The organism is Paraburkholderia sp. GAS41, assembly GCF_050436545.1.
Lineage (GTDB): Bacteria > Pseudomonadota > Gammaproteobacteria > Burkholderiales > Burkholderiaceae > Paraburkholderia.
This window is the reverse complement of record NZ_JBNDMK010000003.1, coordinates 210280-227284: the sequence shown is the minus strand read 5'-3', so window position 1 is coordinate 227284 and position 17005 is coordinate 210280. Positions and strand designations below refer to the sequence as shown.

At 60.9% G+C, this 17005-nt stretch carries 18 protein-coding genes and 1 pseudogene; 12 read left to right on the top strand and 7 right to left on the bottom strand.

Annotated features, from left to right (window positions below; all coding sequences use genetic code 11):
• Nucleotides 1-7: 7 nt before the first annotated feature.
• The 6 genes from P3T43_RS07165 to P3T43_RS07140 all read right to left on the bottom strand — a co-directional run bounded on the left by P3T43_RS07165 (nucleotide 8) and on the right by P3T43_RS07140 (nucleotide 5255).
• Nucleotides 8-802, bottom strand: coding sequence for a c-type cytochrome (locus P3T43_RS07165; RefSeq protein ID WP_429280360.1), 795 nt, complete (start codon nucleotides 800-802; stop codon nucleotides 8-10).
• The gene (locus P3T43_RS07160) at nucleotides 799-2421 is read right to left on the bottom strand and encodes a b(o/a)3-type cytochrome-c oxidase subunit 1 (RefSeq protein WP_429280359.1); all 1623 of its coding nucleotides are present in this window, start codon (nucleotides 2419-2421) and stop codon (nucleotides 799-801) included. Before P3T43_RS07160 ends, P3T43_RS07165 begins: the two co-directional genes overlap by 4 nt.
• Nucleotides 2411-2980, bottom strand: coding sequence for a cytochrome C oxidase subunit II (locus P3T43_RS07155; RefSeq protein WP_429280358.1), 570 nt, complete (start codon nucleotides 2978-2980; stop codon nucleotides 2411-2413). Before P3T43_RS07155 ends, P3T43_RS07160 begins: the two co-directional genes overlap by 11 nt.
• An 18-nt stretch (nucleotides 2981-2998) precedes the next feature.
• Entirely contained in the window at nucleotides 2999-3196 is a 198-nt protein-coding gene (locus P3T43_RS07150; RefSeq protein WP_429280506.1) for a hypothetical protein, read from the bottom strand.
• A 10-nt stretch (nucleotides 3197-3206) separates the two neighbouring features.
• The gene (locus P3T43_RS07145) at nucleotides 3207-4451 is read right to left on the bottom strand and encodes a c-type cytochrome (RefSeq protein WP_429280505.1); all 1245 of its coding nucleotides are present in this window, start codon (nucleotides 4449-4451) and stop codon (nucleotides 3207-3209) included.
• Nucleotides 4452-4538: 87 nt separating this feature from the next.
• On the bottom strand, nucleotides 4539-5255 hold the full coding sequence (locus tag P3T43_RS07140; RefSeq protein WP_429280357.1) for a c-type cytochrome: 717 nt from the start codon (nucleotides 5253-5255) through the stop codon (nucleotides 4539-4541).
• 597 nt (nucleotides 5256-5852) lie between these two features.
• Between P3T43_RS07140 and P3T43_RS07135 the strand changes: the two genes are divergently transcribed.
• From P3T43_RS07135 to P3T43_RS07090, 10 genes and pseudogenes are all read left to right on the top strand, one after another.
• Nucleotides 5853-6647: an acetoacetate decarboxylase gene (locus P3T43_RS07135; RefSeq protein ID WP_429280356.1), complete on the top strand. Its 795-nt coding sequence runs from the start codon at nucleotides 5853-5855 to the stop codon at nucleotides 6645-6647.
• A 15-nt stretch (nucleotides 6648-6662) separates the two neighbouring features.
• On the top strand, nucleotides 6663-7211 hold the full coding sequence (locus tag P3T43_RS07130; protein WP_429280355.1) for an SDR family oxidoreductase: 549 nt from the start codon (nucleotides 6663-6665) through the stop codon (nucleotides 7209-7211).
• Between the two features lie 10 nt (nucleotides 7212-7221).
• Nucleotides 7222-8480 (top strand): annotated as a pseudogene (locus tag P3T43_RS07125) (DUF3734 domain-containing protein).
• Nucleotides 8481-8710: 230 nt separating this feature from the next.
• Nucleotides 8711-9274: a VOC family protein gene (locus P3T43_RS07120; protein WP_429280354.1), complete on the top strand. Its 564-nt coding sequence runs from the start codon at nucleotides 8711-8713 to the stop codon at nucleotides 9272-9274.
• Nucleotides 9275-9414: 140 nt separating this feature from the next.
• Nucleotides 9415-10944, top strand: coding sequence for an FAD-dependent oxidoreductase (locus P3T43_RS07115; RefSeq protein WP_429280353.1), 1530 nt, complete (start codon nucleotides 9415-9417; stop codon nucleotides 10942-10944).
• 94 nt (nucleotides 10945-11038) lie between these two features.
• Nucleotides 11039-11314 (top strand): metal/formaldehyde-sensitive transcriptional repressor, encoded by a 276-nt coding sequence (locus tag P3T43_RS07110; protein ID WP_429280352.1) that lies wholly within the window; start codon nucleotides 11039-11041, stop codon nucleotides 11312-11314.
• A gap of 8 nt (nucleotides 11315-11322) precedes the next feature.
• On the top strand, nucleotides 11323-12321 hold the full coding sequence (gene dmeF, locus P3T43_RS07105; RefSeq protein ID WP_429280351.1) for a CDF family Co(II)/Ni(II) efflux transporter DmeF: 999 nt from the start codon (nucleotides 11323-11325) through the stop codon (nucleotides 12319-12321).
• Between the two features lie 342 nt (nucleotides 12322-12663).
• On the top strand, nucleotides 12664-13314 hold the full coding sequence (locus P3T43_RS07100) for an EF-hand domain-containing protein (RefSeq protein ID WP_429280350.1): 651 nt from the start codon (nucleotides 12664-12666) through the stop codon (nucleotides 13312-13314).
• A gap of 75 nt (nucleotides 13315-13389) precedes the next feature.
• Nucleotides 13390-13575 carry a hypothetical protein gene (locus tag P3T43_RS07095; RefSeq protein WP_429280349.1) on the top strand — a complete coding sequence of 62 codons (186 nt, stop codon included), beginning with the start codon at nucleotides 13390-13392 and terminating at the stop codon, nucleotides 13573-13575.
• 176 nt (nucleotides 13576-13751) lie between these two features.
• Nucleotides 13752-14609, top strand: a complete 858-nt coding sequence (locus P3T43_RS07090; RefSeq protein WP_429280348.1) for an oxidoreductase — start codon at nucleotides 13752-13754, stop codon at nucleotides 14607-14609.
• 149 nt (nucleotides 14610-14758) lie between these two features.
• On the opposite strand, the gene P3T43_RS07085 is transcribed toward P3T43_RS07090, so the two are convergent.
• On the bottom strand, nucleotides 14759-15670 hold the full coding sequence (locus P3T43_RS07085; RefSeq protein ID WP_429280347.1) for a LysR family transcriptional regulator: 912 nt from the start codon (nucleotides 15668-15670) through the stop codon (nucleotides 14759-14761).
• 111 nt (nucleotides 15671-15781) lie between these two features.
• Here P3T43_RS07085 and P3T43_RS07080 point away from each other — a divergent pair, with 111 nt between their 5' ends.
• Nucleotides 15782-16513 carry an SDR family oxidoreductase gene (locus P3T43_RS07080; RefSeq protein WP_429280346.1) on the top strand — a complete coding sequence of 244 codons (732 nt, stop codon included), beginning with the start codon at nucleotides 15782-15784 and terminating at the stop codon, nucleotides 16511-16513.
• Between the two features lie 141 nt (nucleotides 16514-16654).
• Complete coding sequence (gene atpE / locus P3T43_RS07075; RefSeq protein ID WP_429280345.1) at nucleotides 16655-16924, top strand: F0F1 ATP synthase subunit C; 270 nt, start codon at nucleotides 16655-16657, stop codon at nucleotides 16922-16924.
• Nucleotides 16925-17005 lie beyond the last annotated feature (81 nt).

The window sequence follows — 17005 nt, the reverse complement described above, 5'->3', positions numbered from 1 at the left end:
CATCGCATCAACGCGCGAGACTGGCGTACCAGGATGCCGCTTCGGCCATTTCCGTAGGGGTCATGTTCTGCGCGATGTTGCGCATCTGTCCGGAGATATCGTTATGCCGCGTACCGGAGGCGAACGCGCGCAACTGAGCCTGCGTATACGCCGCCGGCAAGCCATCGAGCCACGGACTGCCCGCCTTGGTGTCGATTCCGCCGTGGCACACCGCGCACGCCGGAATGTTGCGTAGCGGCGCGCCGTGCACGACGATGGCGGGCGTGTTGGCCAGATCGAGCCCTTGCGGCCGCCGCGCCGGCAGCGACGCGTAATACGCGGCGAGATCGCGCATGTCCTGCTCGCTCAGGTTCGCCGCCATCGGCGACATCACCGCGTTCTGGCGTGCTCCGCTCTGGAAGTCCTGCAATTGCTTGTAGATCACGAGCGCGTGCTGTCCAGCAAGGTTTGGCGAGTTCGCACCGCTGAAACCGCGTTCGCCGTGACACATCGTGCAGCGCAAAGCGAGCGTTGCACCGCGTCCGATCGAGAGCGACGTCGCACCGTCCAGCAGTTGCGGGGTAAGCGCCACTTTGCTCAACTGCACCTGAGGCGCGACAGGCGCGTCATTGGCGAGCCAGTGTTGCGGCACGCCGGCAGCGCTGCAGATGGCGTTCCAGAGGCCCTTGAACTGCGCGTCGCCTTGCGCCGAAGGGAGCCAGATGAACCCGACCGCCACGGAGAACACGAACACCACGACGGTGCCTCCAACGCTCGCGCGGAACCATGGATTGCGCCACGTAAACAGGCGTTCCTCGCTCATGGCCGGACTCCTATCGGGATCACGGGCACCGTGTTGTTGCTCGCGATCAGCTGCGCGATGGGGTAACCGTAATTCATCACCGTCAGCGCGACCATCAGCGTGAGCCATAGCGCGAACCCGTTCAGCGCCACGGGCAGCGTGCGCGGCTCGTGCACCGCCGTGCTGAAGCGGTACTCCTCGGGCGCGCAGGCATCACTGAAATGCGCCCGGAACAGCACGACGAAGAACACGATCGCCGACGCCACGAGGATAAAACCGCCGATCGCCGATAACACGACCGGCAGCGCCATCCCCGCAAGCTCCGGGTCCGTGTAGTCGTAGTAGGCCATGCGCCGTGGCATGCCGAGGATGCCAACCCAATGCCATGGGAACGTCAGCAGGATCATGCCGATGAACCACAGCCACAGTTGCAGACGCATCAGCTTCCAGTTGTTCATGACGCGGCCCGTGATCTGCGGCCACAGATCGTAGGCAATCGCGAAGTACATGATGACGATCGCGCCGGCGTAGATCAGGTGGAAGTGGCCGGTAATCCACTGCGTGTTGTGAATCGTCTCGTCGAGCTGATAGCTCATGTTGATGAGCCCGCCTGCGCCGCCGAAACCCAGCATGACAAACGAGAGGACGAGCGCCAGCATCTGCGGATTGTCCCAGGGCAGTGCACCGAGCCAGCCGAATGCGCCTTTGCCGCCGCGCAGGCGCGCGGCAATTTCCACCGACGCGCAGATCGTGAACACGGTAAGCAGTGTCGGTACCGCGACGAGCGCCGTGAATACCGACTGCACGACTTTGAATCCCGAACCCACGTGCGGATCGGCAAACAGGTGGTGCATCCCGATCGGCATCGCCACGACGAGGAAGAGGATGAACGAAATGCGGGCCATGACGTCGCTATAGAGCCTTCCGCCAATCGCACGCGGCACGATCGTGTAATACGCGATGTAGGCCGGCATGAGCCAGAAGTAGACGATCGCGTGCAGCGTCCACGAGAAAAACACCCGGGCCAACCCCGCATCGATCGTGGTGCGCCAGCCGAACGCCGCGGGCAGAATCTGGAAGATGATTTCGATCGCCGCGCCGACGGCGGTCCAGCCCCACAGGTAGGCTCCTGCGACGCTTGCGAACATCGGCAGCGGCACGGGTTTGCCGGGATTTTCGCGCTTCCAGACGGCGAGGTTCACGGACATCAACGCCACCCAGATCCACGAACCCACCACCACCAGCACGAGGCCGAGGTAATAGAACACATTGCCGACCATCGGCGGATAGAACGAATAGAGCACCGAGGCGAGCCCCAGCGCCACCGTGATCGACGCCATCACCGCGCCCACCGCCACCAGTGCGAAGCCGAGCCAGGCCCAGTTCACACCCACCAGCGCGCGCTTGAGCGAGAGTTCGGCCACGGCATAACCGAAGCCCATCGCCACGAGCGTCGGAAACACGTAACCCATCACAGTGCCATGCTCGGTCACGGAACGGTAATAGATCTCGGGGTCCCGCAGCCACGGGTGCAGCGGACTTCGCACATACATCTGCCAGGCGCCGAGCAACAGGGCGAGCCCGAACACGCCGAATGCCAGCCAGAAATGCGAGAGAACGAGTCGCCGGTTATTTAACACAACTGAGCCTCCGCGAGGTGGCGGCCAGTTGCGTGAACGCGGCCCGGTCAATGACCTTCACGTGCGCCCACATCCCCTGGTGGCCGGTGCCGCAATATTCGTGGCACGGCATCAGGTGATCCCCGGGCGACGCGAAGGTGGTGCGGAACGTGGAGATATAGCCAGGCTCGACCATCGTGTTGATGTTGGTCCGTGTAATAAGAAATCCATGCACGACGTCGGCGCTCGTTGCGCGAAACGTGATGGGCACCCCAGCCGGCACGAGGAGACATTGCGGGGTGAACGAATACTGCTGGGCGAGCACGCGCACCGTGACCGAGCCGTCGGATTCCAGCTGGCTGCCCAGGTTGCTTTCGACGAACTCGCCCGAAATGTTGAGCGTCTCGGGCCTAATCGTCTCGACGCGCGAAGGCGGCATCATCGACCAGTGCAGCCCGGTGTAAATCACGACCGCAATCGTGCTCGCCATCAGCAGCACCGCTAGCAACGCCCAGCGCTGCTCGATGCGGGCGGCGACGACTTCCGAGCCATGCGGATCGGGGACGGTGGAGTTCGACATGGGACGCGTTTTCCTGGGTTATTGGATGACGCCGCGCGGTAGGAACACAAGGAAGTAGAACGCGTACCAGAGTGCGATCACGATAGCGGTCGCAATGCCGGCGACAGTGATCGCGCCGCGCGGACCGCGCCGCACGATTTCATCCACGCGCTCGGCTTGCGCATGCCGCGCCGGGTCGTTCGAATCGTTCGGGTCTTCAGGGACGGGGGAATTCATCATGGCGGCCTCAGAAGATCGGCGCCGAGCGCAGCATGTTGACTTCCTGCACGGAGACAGGCGTGCCGTGATTGCCCCAGGCGGTACGGATATAGGTGACGACGGCGGCGATCTCGACGTCCGAGAGCAACTGTGCGAACGGCGGCATTCCGTAAGGTGTCGGGTTCTTTATCGTGCCCGGCGCGTAGCCGCCGTTGAGCACCATGCGGATCGGATTGACGGAGGAGGTCATCTGGATCGACTGATTGTTCGCCAGTGGCGGGAAGTTCGGCGGCTTGCCTTGCCCGCTGTTCGCGTGGCACAGCGCGCATTGTGCGTCGTAGATCTTCTGGCCGAGCGGAGAGAGGTTGTTTTTCGCTTCGGTGGCGGCCGCATCCGGCGTCGACGTCACGACTTCACCCGAATGAGCCGGCAGCGCCTTGAGGTAGACGGCCACTGCGCGCACATCGTCCTCGCTGAGGTACTGAAAGCTGTCGTAGACGACCTCGGCCATCGGTCCATATACCGCGCCGCGGTTGGACACGCCCGCGTGCAACAGACCGACGATGTCGTCAATGCTCCAGTCGCCGAGACCCGCTTCCTTGTTCGACGTCAAGGACGGCGCGTACCAGTCCTGCACCGGTATCAGACCACCCTGAAATTCTTTGGACTTCGAATTACCGCCCAGTGCGTTGATTGCCGTGTGGCACATCGTGCAGTGCCCCAGCCCTTCGACCAGATACGCGCCACGATTCCATTCGACGGATTGCGCGGGGTCGGGCTTGTATTCACCTTGCCTGAAGAACAGGGTGCGCCAGCCCAGCAGCAGCTTGCGCTGGTTATACGGGAAGCGCATTTCGTGCGGGCGATTCGGTTGATGAATCGGCGGCGTCGATTGCAGGTAGGCGTAGATCGCATCCGAATCGGCACGGGTGACTTTCGTGTATGACGCGTAAGGCATCGCAGGGTAGAGCACCGAGCCGTCGCGCGACTTGCCCTCGTGCAGCATCCGGTAGAACTCATCGGCGCTCCATTCGCCGATGCCCGTTTCCTTGTCGGAGGAAACGTTGGGCGTATAGAGCGTGCCGAAGGGCGTGACCATCGGGCGGCCGCCTCCGAAGAGGCTGGCGCCGGGAATCGTATGGCAGGCGACGCAGTCGCCAGCGCGCGCCAGATACTCGCCGCGCGCAATCACCTCGGCGTGGTTGCCTGGCGTTGCCGAGGTTTGGGCCTGCACGCGCGGCACGCCGGACCCCATCAGAACACTGAACGTCATGGTGGCAAGCGCGGCCATCGTGCCGAACACCTTCAGGCGACGAGACTCGATGCGTAGACAGGGCGCGAGGTGCATGGACGGCCTCGCTCAGTTGGGGACGCTGCCGCAGGCAAGCGGTAGCGTCGAGGAGCCCGCAGCGGCGGGCGTCGGGATGGTGGGCGCGGGGAGCGAGGCAAGCCACGCGGAGATCGCGGTAATGTCGCGGTCGGACAGGCGCGTGGCGATCTCGTGCATGCAATCGGGGCTCGCCGCGTGTCGTGTGCCGTAACGGAAGGCCCCCAGTTGCGCGCTGATGTAGTCGCCGTGCAGGCCGAGCAAGCCGGGTATCGCCGGGCTCCTGCCGGTCAGCGACGCGCCATGACAACTCGCGCAGGCGGGCACTCCGCGCGCCGCTTCGCCGCCGGTCGCCAGCGCTTTGCCGTGCTCGAGCATGGCAGCGTCCACCGTGGGCACGCCCGGTTGCGGATAAGGCGGATTCTGGCTGGCGAAATAGTCGGCGATCTGGTGCAGGTACGCATCGGGCAGATACGCCAGCAGGTAATTCATCGGCGGATATTTGCGTCGTCCGTCACGAAACGCGATCAGCTGGTTGTAGAGATAGCCGCTGGGCTTACCGGCAAGCCGCGGGAAGTAGTCATTGTCCGTGCCTTCGCCATGTTGACCGTGGCAGGCAGCACAGCCCTGCACGCGGGCCTGCATCGTGTCGGGCGCCTGTTCCAGTGCGGGGGCTGCCGCGAGTGCGCTAACGCTTGCCCGCACGGAGAGCACCAGTAGCACGACGGTGAACATTGCGATGCGATGCATCAGAGGCGTCCTCGTGTTTCACCAACACTTAATGGCTAATGCAAAAGCACCGGATGGCCTCGTCCGGTCCCGACGGCATTACAACCTCGAAAGCATCTGGCGTCGTTTCAACGCGTGCAGTCGGATGGGTACCCTTCAACGACTCGATGAACGAGCCGGACCACCTGTGTGTGGTGCATGACTGTCAGCCGAGCGGGCGACGTCCGTAACAGCGGCATCGGCATCGGCGAAAGCGAGCCGGCTTAACGAGACCACCGCGGCGGCGGCCGCTGCCATGCTCAGGAATCGTCCACGTCGGGACGCCTGGGGATTAATTTTGTTCGGCATAAAAGCTCCTGCTGGCAACGAGTATTTCGCATCGCTTACGCATTGATCGTCCGCGACACGAAGACCGCGATGATTAAAGCGATTGTGTGCAAACAAACCATTGGGGTAAACGGTTGTGGTCGAAAAACTGTTGTGTCCGCCGGGAATAAATGGGTCGATTGAACTGGAATTTGCTAACAGTGTGTTGAGACATTACGCCTGCTGCCGCGCGCCTATTGCCTCTAGCATTGTCTCAACGCGACAAGCGTGATCACCTGTAAAGGACTCAACATGAACCTCGATTCGATCCGCAAGAATGCCTTTGCGATGCCCGTTCATAACCCCGCTTATCCGCGGCCGCCGTACCGTTTCATCAATCGGGAATACTTCATTATTTCGTATGAAACCGATTGTGATGCGCTGCGTGCGATCGTGCCCGAGCCGCTGCTTCCAGAAAACAATCTTGTGCACTACGAATTCATTCGTATGCCGGACTCGTCGGGCTTTGGTGAGTACACCGAAAGCGGTCAGGTCATTGCAGTGCGCGACCCGCAAGGCCGCCTGGGTAGCTATACGCATTCGATGTATCTCGACGACGAAGGCCCCATCGCCGGTGGCCGCGAACTCTGGGGCTTTCCGAAGAAACTCGCCAGACCGACCTTGAGCGTCGACGGCAATGACACGCTGCTCGGCACGCTCGACTACGGCACGCAACGCATCGCCACCGGCACGATGGGATTCAAGCATGTGCCGATCGATATCGAGGCCGAACGCAAGAAGCTGGCGGACACACCGAACTATCTGTTGAAGGTCATTCCGCACGTCGACGGGTCGGCGCGCGTGTGCGAACTCGTACGCTTCTACTTGCGCGACGTGAGTGTGCTGGGCGCGTGGTCGGGTCCTGCCGCGCTCGAACTGCATCCGCATGCGTTGGCGCCCGTCGCCGATCTGCCGGTGAAGCGTGTGGTCGGCGCGCGGCATGTGATTGCCAACCTCACGCTGGATATCGGCGAAGTCGCGTTCGACTATCTCGCTAGCACTGAAGTGGCCGCAACTGGCAATGCCAGGAGCCTGATCAATCGATGAGGCAAGGAGAACAACATGTCTTTGCAGAACAAAGTCGCGCTCGTGACGGGCGCAGCCAGCGGTATTGGCGAGCAGTGCGCACGCAAACTTGCGAGCCTCGGCGCGGCAGTGGTGATCGCCGATCTGAATCTCGAGAACGCACAGAAGGTGGCGGACAGCATCGTCGCGGCGGGCGGCAACGGTGGCTCGATCATTTACATGGGCTCGGTGCATTCGCACGAGGCGTCGAAGCTGAAGTCCGCCTATGTGACCGCCAAGCACGGTTTGCTCGGGCTGGCGCGCGTGGTGGCGAAAGAAGGCGGTCCGCGCGGCGTGCTTGCGAACGTCGTCTGCCCGGGATACGTGCGTACGCCGCTCGTCGACAAGCAGATTCCCGAGCAGGCCGCGGCACTCGGTCTCTCTGAACAGGACGTCGTCAAAAACGTGATGCTCAAGGAAACCGTGGACGGTGAATTCACCACGGTCGAGGACGTCGCCAATACGGTGGCGTTCCTTGCGGGCTTTGAATCGAATGCGCTCACGGGGCAGTCGATCATCGTCAGCCACGGCTGGGCCATGCAATAAGGGGGCAGGTATGAGCAGCAGCACAAGCAGAGCTAACCGGCAGCCGGATGCGTTCGTGCTGCCACGCTACGACGAAATTGCCCTCGTGCTTCAGGGCGGCGGCGCGCTGGGTTCTTATCAGGCCGGCGTCTATGAAGGGCTCGTCGAGGCGGGCGTGCAACCGAACTGGATTGCGGGCGTCTCGATCGGCGCATTGAACACCGCCATCATCGCCGGGAATGCACCGGAAAATCGCGTGGCAGCGTTACGCGGCTTCTGGAACACGATCTGCCGTCCGCGCGACCTGATTGGCGGAATGGGTGCGTGGATGCTTCCTGCACTCGGCATGCAGGAAGCGTCGCGCAAGTGGGCCAGCCTGTGGGCAGCGGGCCTCGCGCTGACCGAGGGTCAGCCGGGCTTCTTCTCGCCGCGTAGGCCGTTGCCCTTGCCGATGGCAGGATTCGGCAAGCAAAGCCCCGACGTGGTCAGCTACTACGACACGGCCGTGCTGAAGGAAACGCTGCTGCAGTTTGCCGATTTCGATCGCATCAACGATGGAGACATCCGCGTGTCGGTGGGAGCGGTGAACGTGCAGAGCGGCAACCTCGTCTACTTCGATAACACGAAGATGCGTCTGCGGCCGGAGCATTTCATGGCCTCGGGCGCGTTGCCGCCCGGGTTTCCGGCGGTCGAGATCGACGGCGAGTACTACTGGGACGGTGGTCTCGTGTCCAATACGCCGCTGACCGAAGTGCTGCGCGACGCCGATCAGAGGGACGCGCTAGTGTTCCAGGTCGATCTCTGGAGCGCAGGGGGCATGCGCCGGGAGATTTTCTGGAGGTGTCCGCGCGTGCCAAGGACATTCAGTATTCGAGCCGTACGCGGGCCGTCACCAGCATGCTGGCGGATCGTCAGAAAGGCGCACGACTGATCAAGGAATTACTCGCACGTGTGCCTTGCGATCTGCGCGAGAGCGACCCGCTGTTCCGGCTCGCTGACGAAGCAGCCGATGGCGGCGCTGTCAATGTGGTGCATCTGATCTACAAGAACAAGCCGTATGAAGGGCATTACAAGGACTACGAATTCAGCGTCGACACGATGCACGAGCATTGGGAAAGCGGACTTGAAGACATCCGCGATTCATTCGCGCATCGGGAATGGTTCGAGGTGCCGAGCCGCGAGCTGGGTTTCGTGACGCACGATGTGCATCGCCGGCCTGGGGCTTCGCCGCAGTCCGATCGTGATGCGCCTGAATTGCCCATTGGCGCCAAACGCAAGATTGCCGTTTGAATGGATGCTTTGCTCACTGCGTACGGAACGGGGTTGCCATTCGATATTCGGCATTCGACATGGCGTCCCCGTAAGGCAATACCGAGCAAGTGGGTCTTCGTCAGGAATTAATGCATCAAATTGTGTCGTCAGATGGTCTGTTTTTTTCCCATGAAATTGCCTAGCTTACATCCAGCTTTACGAAGTAGTGAAACGGGAAATGGGTCGACAATACATCTGGGAAATCACATATGGACAGCCTTGCGAAGCAACATGATCAGGCGGTGAAGAATTTCGGCCCTCTGACGTTCGACATGCCGCTTGAGATAGTCATCATCCCTGTCTCGGACGTGGATCGTGCAAAGCGCTTTTATCAGACGTTGGGTTGGCGTCTCGACATCGACTTCAAGGGCGAGGGCTACCGCGTGGTCCAGTTCACGCCGCCCGGGTCCGGATGCTCGATCATGTTCGGGACGAACATGACTGCGGCCGCGCGCGGCTCGACTCAAGGACTTCATCTGGTGGTCTCCGACCTGGATGCGGCCCGCAACGAGCTGTTGAGGCGTGGCATCGAAATCAGCGCGCCGTTTCATGACCCGGGCGGTGTGTTCCACCATGCTGATGGGACGGGCGTCGTCGCCGGTCTCAATCCACAGCGAAAAAGTTACGCGTCGTATGCGTCGTTCAGCGATCCCGACGGCAACGGCTGGGTGCTCCAGGAGGTCACCGTAAGATTGTCGGCGGATTTGCAGGTGGGGGATCCCAGGTTTACCGACGAGGTGATAAAGGCAATTCACGCCACGACGCCAGACTAGCTTTGACGGGTCGCCCAGCCAGTCAGCCGCTCGATTCGTTGAAAAGTCGCTAGTACGGCTAGCCAGATCTAGAATCAGATAATTGAGCCGGGCGGTCATTTGACCATTGCAACGTGGGACGCGCATGCGTGGAGGCTGGCATGAGCAGTGGTTCACTCATTGAGAAGGGTCCCGATCTGACCCGTGGTGTGCCCATCGAGTCGCTCGGGGAGGCCGGTATGCTGGCCGGTCATGTCGGTGATGATGCGGTGCTGGTTGCGCGGGTAGGGAATGAATTCTTTGCCATTGACGCGGCCTGTCCTCACTATCACGCGCCGCTCGCTGACGGGTTGATCGTTGGCGACTCGGTTCGGTGCCCATGGCATCACGCCTGCTTCAGCTTACGCACGGGGGAGGCGTTACGCGCCCCGGCGCTGAGTCCTGTTGCGTGCTGGTCCACGGAGATCCAGGGCGACAGGATCGTCGTACTAAAGAAACTGTCTCCACCCGCCCATCGCACGAGTGCACCGGTCGGCGAGCCGCAGACGATTGTCATCGTCGGCGCGGGGGCCGCGGGCGTGGCGGCGGCTGAGCGGCTACGGCGGCTCGGATATACAGGCAGTCTCACGATGCTCAGCGACGATGAGGCCGCGCCCGTAGACCGGCCAAACCTCTCGAAAGATTTCCTGGCCGGATCTGCGCCTGAGGAGTGGCTGTGGCTTCGCGATAACGATTTCTACCCCGATCAACACATTGATTTGCGGGTGAAAACCCGCGTTGCGCGCCTTCACATCGCCTCGCGCGAAGTAGAACTCGCGGATGGGAACCGGTTGCCCTACGATCGCTTACTGCTGGCCACTGGAGCCGACGCTGTTCGTTTGCCGATTCCAGGCATGGATTTACCTCATGTGCATACGCTTCGCACGCTGGCCGACTGTCGCGCAATCGTCGCCCGCGCCGCAACCGCGCGGCGGGTTGTCGTGGTCGGGGCGAGCTTCATTGGACTGGAAGTGGCGGCGTCATTGCGTACGCGCGGACTGGAAGTTCATGTCGTGGGACCGGAGCGGCGTCCGATGGAACGTTTGCTGGGGCCGGAGATGGGCGAGTTCTTGCAGCGCTTGCACGAGGAAAACGGCGTGGTTTTTCATCTGGAGCGCACCGTCACTGCGATCGACGCGCAACGGGTGTCGCTGATAGAAGGCGGCAACGTGGAGGCCGATCTGGTGGTGGTGGGCGCCGGTGTGCGACCACGGCTGGCACTGGCCGAGCAAGCCGGCCTTGCGATGGACCGCGGCGTGAAGGTGGATGCTTACCTGCAGACAAGCGCGCCAGATGTTTTCGCTGCCGGCGACATCGCTCGCTGGCCTGATCCGCTTAGCGGCACGGATATTCGCGTGGAACATTGGGTGGTCGCGCAACGCCAGGGACAAACGGCAGCAGTCAACCTGCTTGGCGGACGTGAGCGATTCGACGCCGTGCCGTTCTTCTGGAGCCAACACTACGATGTGCCGATCAACTATGTCGGGCATGCGGAGAGTTGGGACGAAATCTCGGTTGACGGCAGTATCGAAGGACGCGATTGCGTGCTTCGATACAAGCGGGACGGCCGTGTACTCGCGGTAGCGTCGATCTATCGCGATATCGATAATCTACGGGCGGAAGTCGAGATGGAGCGCGCTTTGGTTCCATAGAGGGGTAAAGTTTGCGGCCACGATGTATACCCCCACCCCCTATGCTATACTCGCGTCTGTTACATACCCCACTGGGGTATTTTGGAGGCGCACATTGAGTCACACGATCCACGAAAAACAGAAGCTCCTCAACAGGGTCCGCCGCATCAAGGGGCAGGTCGAAGCCATCGAGCGGGCGCTCGAAGAAGAGCACGGCTGCTCGGACGTGCTGCAACGGATCACAAGTTGTCGCGGAGCGATGAACGGTCTGCTTGCGGTCGTGCTGGAAGATCACATCAGGAACCACCTTGTCGACGCGGAAACGGGCGAAGGGAGTGACGCCAGCGCGACGGAGCAACTCATCGAAGTTGTACACAGTTATTTCAAGTAAAGATCAAGATGAGCGATTTCAAGGACGCCGCGTTCGGCGCAGGACATGACCACATCTTTCTGGGTGTGGGTCACGAACAGAACGAACGCAAGACATGGGCCGTGATTGCACTATGCAGCGCGATGATGCTTGTTGAAATCGCCGGGGGCAGCATGTTCGGTTCGTTGGCGCTCGTCGCAGATGGGCTGCATATGTCGACGCATGCCGGCGCAATGCTGATTGCCGCGCTCGCGTACACCTACGCGCGCAAACACGCCAGCGACTCCCGCTTCGTGTTCGGTACCGGCAAACTGGGTGACCTTGCAGGATTCACGAGTGCCATCGTGCTCGCGATGATCGCCGTGCTGATTGGCTACGAAGCGGTGTCGCGCTTTCTGTCACCGGTACCCATTCATTTTGGTGAAGCCATTCCCATCGCGATTGTTGGTTTGCTTGTCAATCTGGCGAGCGTGTGGCTGCTGGGCGGCGGCGATCACGGGCATAGTCACGATCATGGCCATGGTCATGACGAGCATGCCCACGAAGTCGAATTCGACGAACATGAACATCACGACGACGCGCATGAAGCGGCGACGCGCGACCACAACATCAGAGCGGCCTACATCCACGTGATGGCGGATGCGGCCGTATCGGTCCTGGCGATCGTCGGCCTTGTACTGGCACGCGCATTTGGCTGGGTGTGGATGGACCCGCTTGCCGGCGTCATCGGCGCTCTGGTGATTGCAAACTGGTCTTACGGCCTGATGCGCGACACGGGTGCGATCCTGCTCGACGTGAACCCCGACCAGCGTATGGCGGCGAATGTGCGTCACGCTATCGAGGATCGCGGCGACAAGGTTATCGATCTGCACGTGTGGCGGGTGGGGCCCGGCCACATGAGTGCGGTGTTATCGGTGGCAACAGACGAAACGCAGCGAGACTCGCGCTTCTATCATGCTGTGCTCGCGCGCTTCGAGGGACTGTCTCATGTCACCGTCGAGGTTCAGCCGCTGCAGACGGCGGCGTGACCCATGGCAGTCAAGTCGCCTTGCATCGTTTTATATACGTTCGTATAGGTTCGGCACTTCGTCACGACGCTGAGCTTCATGCACGCCTCGGAGTCGCTCGACTTCGATACCCGTCGTGAATGCAAGGCCCATGCTCCGGAATCTGAAGCGTTGAACACAAGACTGCCTCTCCACACCTCGTAAGACATCAAGCGAATTCCGTAGAGTCTCGGCAAGCGTCGATCCAGCGACTCATACATTGGTATGGGTGACCTTCATTTTTATCTCCTGCGGTCGTAAATCTGCTTGGTAATTTCGCTGACTCCCGGGTGCAGGACATCCGGACCTCTATGGATAACTAATATGTCGATTCCAACGCTCATGAACCATTACGCGGCAACTCTGCCGCAATCGCAATCGCAGGCACAATCGTCCTCGTCAGATGCTTCGCAATCGAACGGCGGTGCCGGTGCAGGGGCATCCAGCGCGTCGGCGACCTCGCCAGCGTCTCCGTATGTGTCATCGACGCAGGTCATACTCAGCAACGAAGCGCAGGTGATAGCCAAGTTCAACGCCGCGGGCATAACCGTGACAGAAAGCAGCCTCGCGGGACTGAAGCTGCCGTCGTTCTCGTCCGGCGAGTCTGCTACCGATTACGGTCAGCAGATTACCCAGGCGCTAAAGGGCTTTGCCCCGATCACTCCCCCGACGGGGGCGAATGGGAAGGCTGACGGCTTTATTTCGCAGTCGACCCTCGAGTCCGTCGTGACGCAGTTCGGCGGCAGCAAAGCCGAAGCCGACCCGCTTTTCACCGCGCTCGACGGCGGCGACGGTAGTCCGGTGTCGCATGCTGAGTTACTGAGCGCAATGGCGGGCACGGCTAGCACGCCAAATAGTGCGACGTCGCAAACGCTGATGAAACTGGCGGACACCAACGGCGACGGCACGGTGAGCGGCGTTGAATTCACGAGTCTCGAAACCGCTCTGATCGCAGCGGAGAAACCCGGGTCCTGAGCCGCTTCGGTGTCCTCCCAACATGGCGCTCGCGGCCACTGCACGCCGGCTACCGTGATTCGATAGAAACGGATCGTGGCCGGCAGTCGAACGACTCGACAATGGCGATTCAGACGGCCATCTCCGGCCACGGCGTCGCGCCAGGCAAGACTACGCTCGTCGCGCGATCTGGCGGAGGGGCGTCTCGTCAATCCATTTGAGCAGCATGCCCCGGTGCAGGCGTTCAAGGCGTGGTTGCTGGAAGAAGCCGGCTCGGGCTAACGGTCAGGCTATGTCGAGCGCGTAAAGCGTCAGTCCGCCGGCCACCTTGGCGCAGATTTTTTCATCCATGGAAAAGACATTCCATACATTCCACGCTAATCAAAGGTCTCGTTCAGTAAGACACTCCTCTCCGCGCAATTCGTTTTCACTTTCACTACGAATGTAGGAGCAGGAACATGAGCAACGTTACGAAGCAAGAGTTCAAGCGTGTCTGGTTCATCACAGGTGCTTCGCGTGGTCTGGGCGTGCTGATGGCCAAAGCAGCCATCGCCGATGGCAATGCCGTGGTCGCCACCGGTCGCAACGCCGCCGGGATTGCCGAGCGGCTCGGAGAGTCGCCGGCCGTGCTGTCGATCGCACTGGATGTGACCGACGAGGCACAAGCCAAAGCGGCCGTCAAAGCCGCTGTGGAGCGGTTCGGGCGCATCGATGTCCTGATCAACAACGCCGGCTTTGGGCTGCTCGCCGCCGTCGAAGAGTCGAGCGACGCGGATGTACGCCGGATTTACGACACCAACGTCTTTGGTTTGCTGAACGTGACGCGCGCCGTGCTGCCCGTGATGCGTGAGCAGCGCTCGGGTCACGTGATCAACATTTCGTCGATCGTCGGTTATCAGGCGGCGGCAGGGGTTGGCGTGTACAGTTCGACGAAGTTCGCCGTCGAAGGCATCACGGAGGCGCTTCACGCTGAGTTGAAGCCGCTTGGAATTCACGCGACGCTCATCGAGCCCGGCTTCTTCCGCACTGACTTCCTGGATGCGTCGTCGCTCGTCGTCGGCAAGGAAATCATCGACGATTACGAAGGGACGTCGGGCACGCTGCGCCGCCTTGCGGTCGACATCAATCACAACCAGCCTGGCGATCCGCAGAGGCTGGCAACGGCGGTCGTTACGCTGGTCGATACTCAAACGCCGCCGCTGCGCCTGCCGCTCGGTACCGACACGCTAAAGGCGATTGCAGAAAAGAATGCTTACGTGACGACGGAAACGCAAACGTGGAGCGCGCTATCGCAATCCACGGATTTTCCGGTTTAAAGGCGACAGCCTGCCGGACGGCCGGAGGCGTCGCGCGCGTGCCGCATCGCGTTGCCGGCGGTGGGGCGTGCCGGCTATTGCCTCGTGAAAACTAAAACGTGCGGCCGAATGCCATCGGGCAACCGGTGCCTCTTGTGCCGCACAACGCTTCATTGCAGGGCAAGCCAAAGCGGGCCTTCCCAGGCCTTGAGTTCATCGAGAAACGCTTTTAACTTCGACGGCATGAAGCGGCGTGTCGGATAGACGGCATGCACCAATATTTCCGGTGACGACCATTCCGGCAAGATACGCACCAGTTCGCCGCTGGCGATATGCGCTTCGCAATAGCTGGACGGAAGCAATGCGATACCGTGCCCGCGGAGCGCAAACGCGCTGACGATGTGAAAATCGCGCGCGGCTACGGGGCCCGTCACGTGAACCTTGACCGACTTCCGGCCATTGACCAGATGCCATTCCGTCTCGTTGTTTCGCGCATTGATCAGCACGCAGGGCAGGTGACCAATGTCTTCGGGCCGCGAGGGCAGATCGTGACTGCGGACAAATTCGGGCGTAGCAACGAGGTGTCGGACACTTCTTCCCACGCGTTGCGCAACGAGGCTCGAGTCCTGCAGGTCGCCAAAGCGAATCGCGACGTCGATATTGTCGGCGATCAGATCCAGGAAAAGATTGGTGAAGTGAAGATCCACCTGGATACCCGGATAATTCTTTAGAAACGACGAGACGAACGCGTAAAACGCCTCGTGTTCCAGCATCACGGGACCGGAGATACGCAGGAGACCTTCGGGCCGCTTTTGCGTCTGCGTGATCACGCGTTCCGCGTCGTAGAGATGGCTCAGCGGCTCACTGCACTGATCGAAATAGGCCCGTCCCTGTACGGTCAGGCTGAGCTTGCGGGTCGTGCGCTGGAGCAGCGTCACGCCAAGACGTTCCTCGAGCACAGTCACCTTGCGACTCACGGTCGAGACGGGCATGCCCAGTGCCCGTGCAGCACGGCTAAAGCTTTCGAATTGCGCCACCCGCACAAACACAGCGATGTCGTTCAGGTCGGCCAGTTCAGACATGTTCAACCTTTGCTTGGATGGAAAAGAGATTACACATATTCCAGTCTAATCAAAAATGTCTCCGAGGACGACACTTCTCTCCACCCACTTCAACCTCCTCGGAGAAATATCATGTCTGACAAAGTCGTCGTCATTACCGGTGCTTCCAGCGGCATTGGAGCAGCCACCGCCAAACTCCTTGCCTCGAACGGCGCCACTGTCGCGCTGGCCGCTCGCCGGGTCGACCACCTCCAACGCATTGCCGCCGAAATCGAGGCCAAGGGCGGCAAGGCATCCGTTCACCAGGTCGACGTCACGGATCAGGCGCAGGTCAATCGTCTGATCAACGAAGTCGTCTCGCAACATGGCCGCCTCGATGTGATGGTCAACAACGCGGGCCTGATGGCTATCGCACCCCTGTCGCTGCGCAAGACAGACGAATGGGACTGCATGATCGACATCAATATCAAAGGCCTTCTTTACGGCGTCGCAGCGGCGTTACCGGTCTTCGAAGCGCAGCAGTCGGGCCACTTCGTCAACATCGCGTCGGTCGTCGGTTTGAAGGTCTTCAGCCCGGGCGGGACGGTGTACTCGGGCACAAAGTTCGCGGTTCGGGCCATTTCCGAAGGTCTGCGTCACGAAGTGGGCGGCAACATCCGCACCACGGTGATTTCACCGGGCGCGATCGACACCGAGCTCAAGTTTGGTTCGGGCCACGACGACAGCCGAAACTTCGTCGTCGACTTCTACAAGATGGCCATTCCGGCGGACGCGATCGCGCAGGCCATTGCTTATGCAATCGAACAGCCCCGTTCGGTCGACGTCAATGAAATCGTGATCCGGCCAACTGTGCAGGATTTCTAACGATCGCGGCGTGCAGGAAAGCACCTTGCCCCACAACTGCTGAAACGACTCCGAAGCGCACGCAAGCGCGCCTTCGGGGTGTGTGGGGGCGGTGTTGCTTTTGAATTCCGGTTTCAGGTCAATTTATCTCAAGGAGTCGTCATGCAAGCTTTAATCGCCAACATCCAGGGTTCGACTGCCATTGGTATCGGCATCATCATCGGTCTCGGCGCTATCGGCGCCTGTATCGGTATTGGACTGATGGGCGGCAAATACATCGAAGCCGCCGGACGGCAGCCGCAATTGATGAACCCACTGCAAACCAAGATGTTTCTGCTTGCGGGTCTGATCGACGCGTCGTTTCTGATTGGCGTGGGTGTAGCCATGCTGTTTGCGTTTGCAAACCCGCTGCTATCGAAACTCACAGGCTGAGGTTCGACGTTGCTGATTCGAGTCGAATGACGTTCAGGGATGAAAGCCGGGTCACTCGACCGCTTCTGAATTCGTAACTGC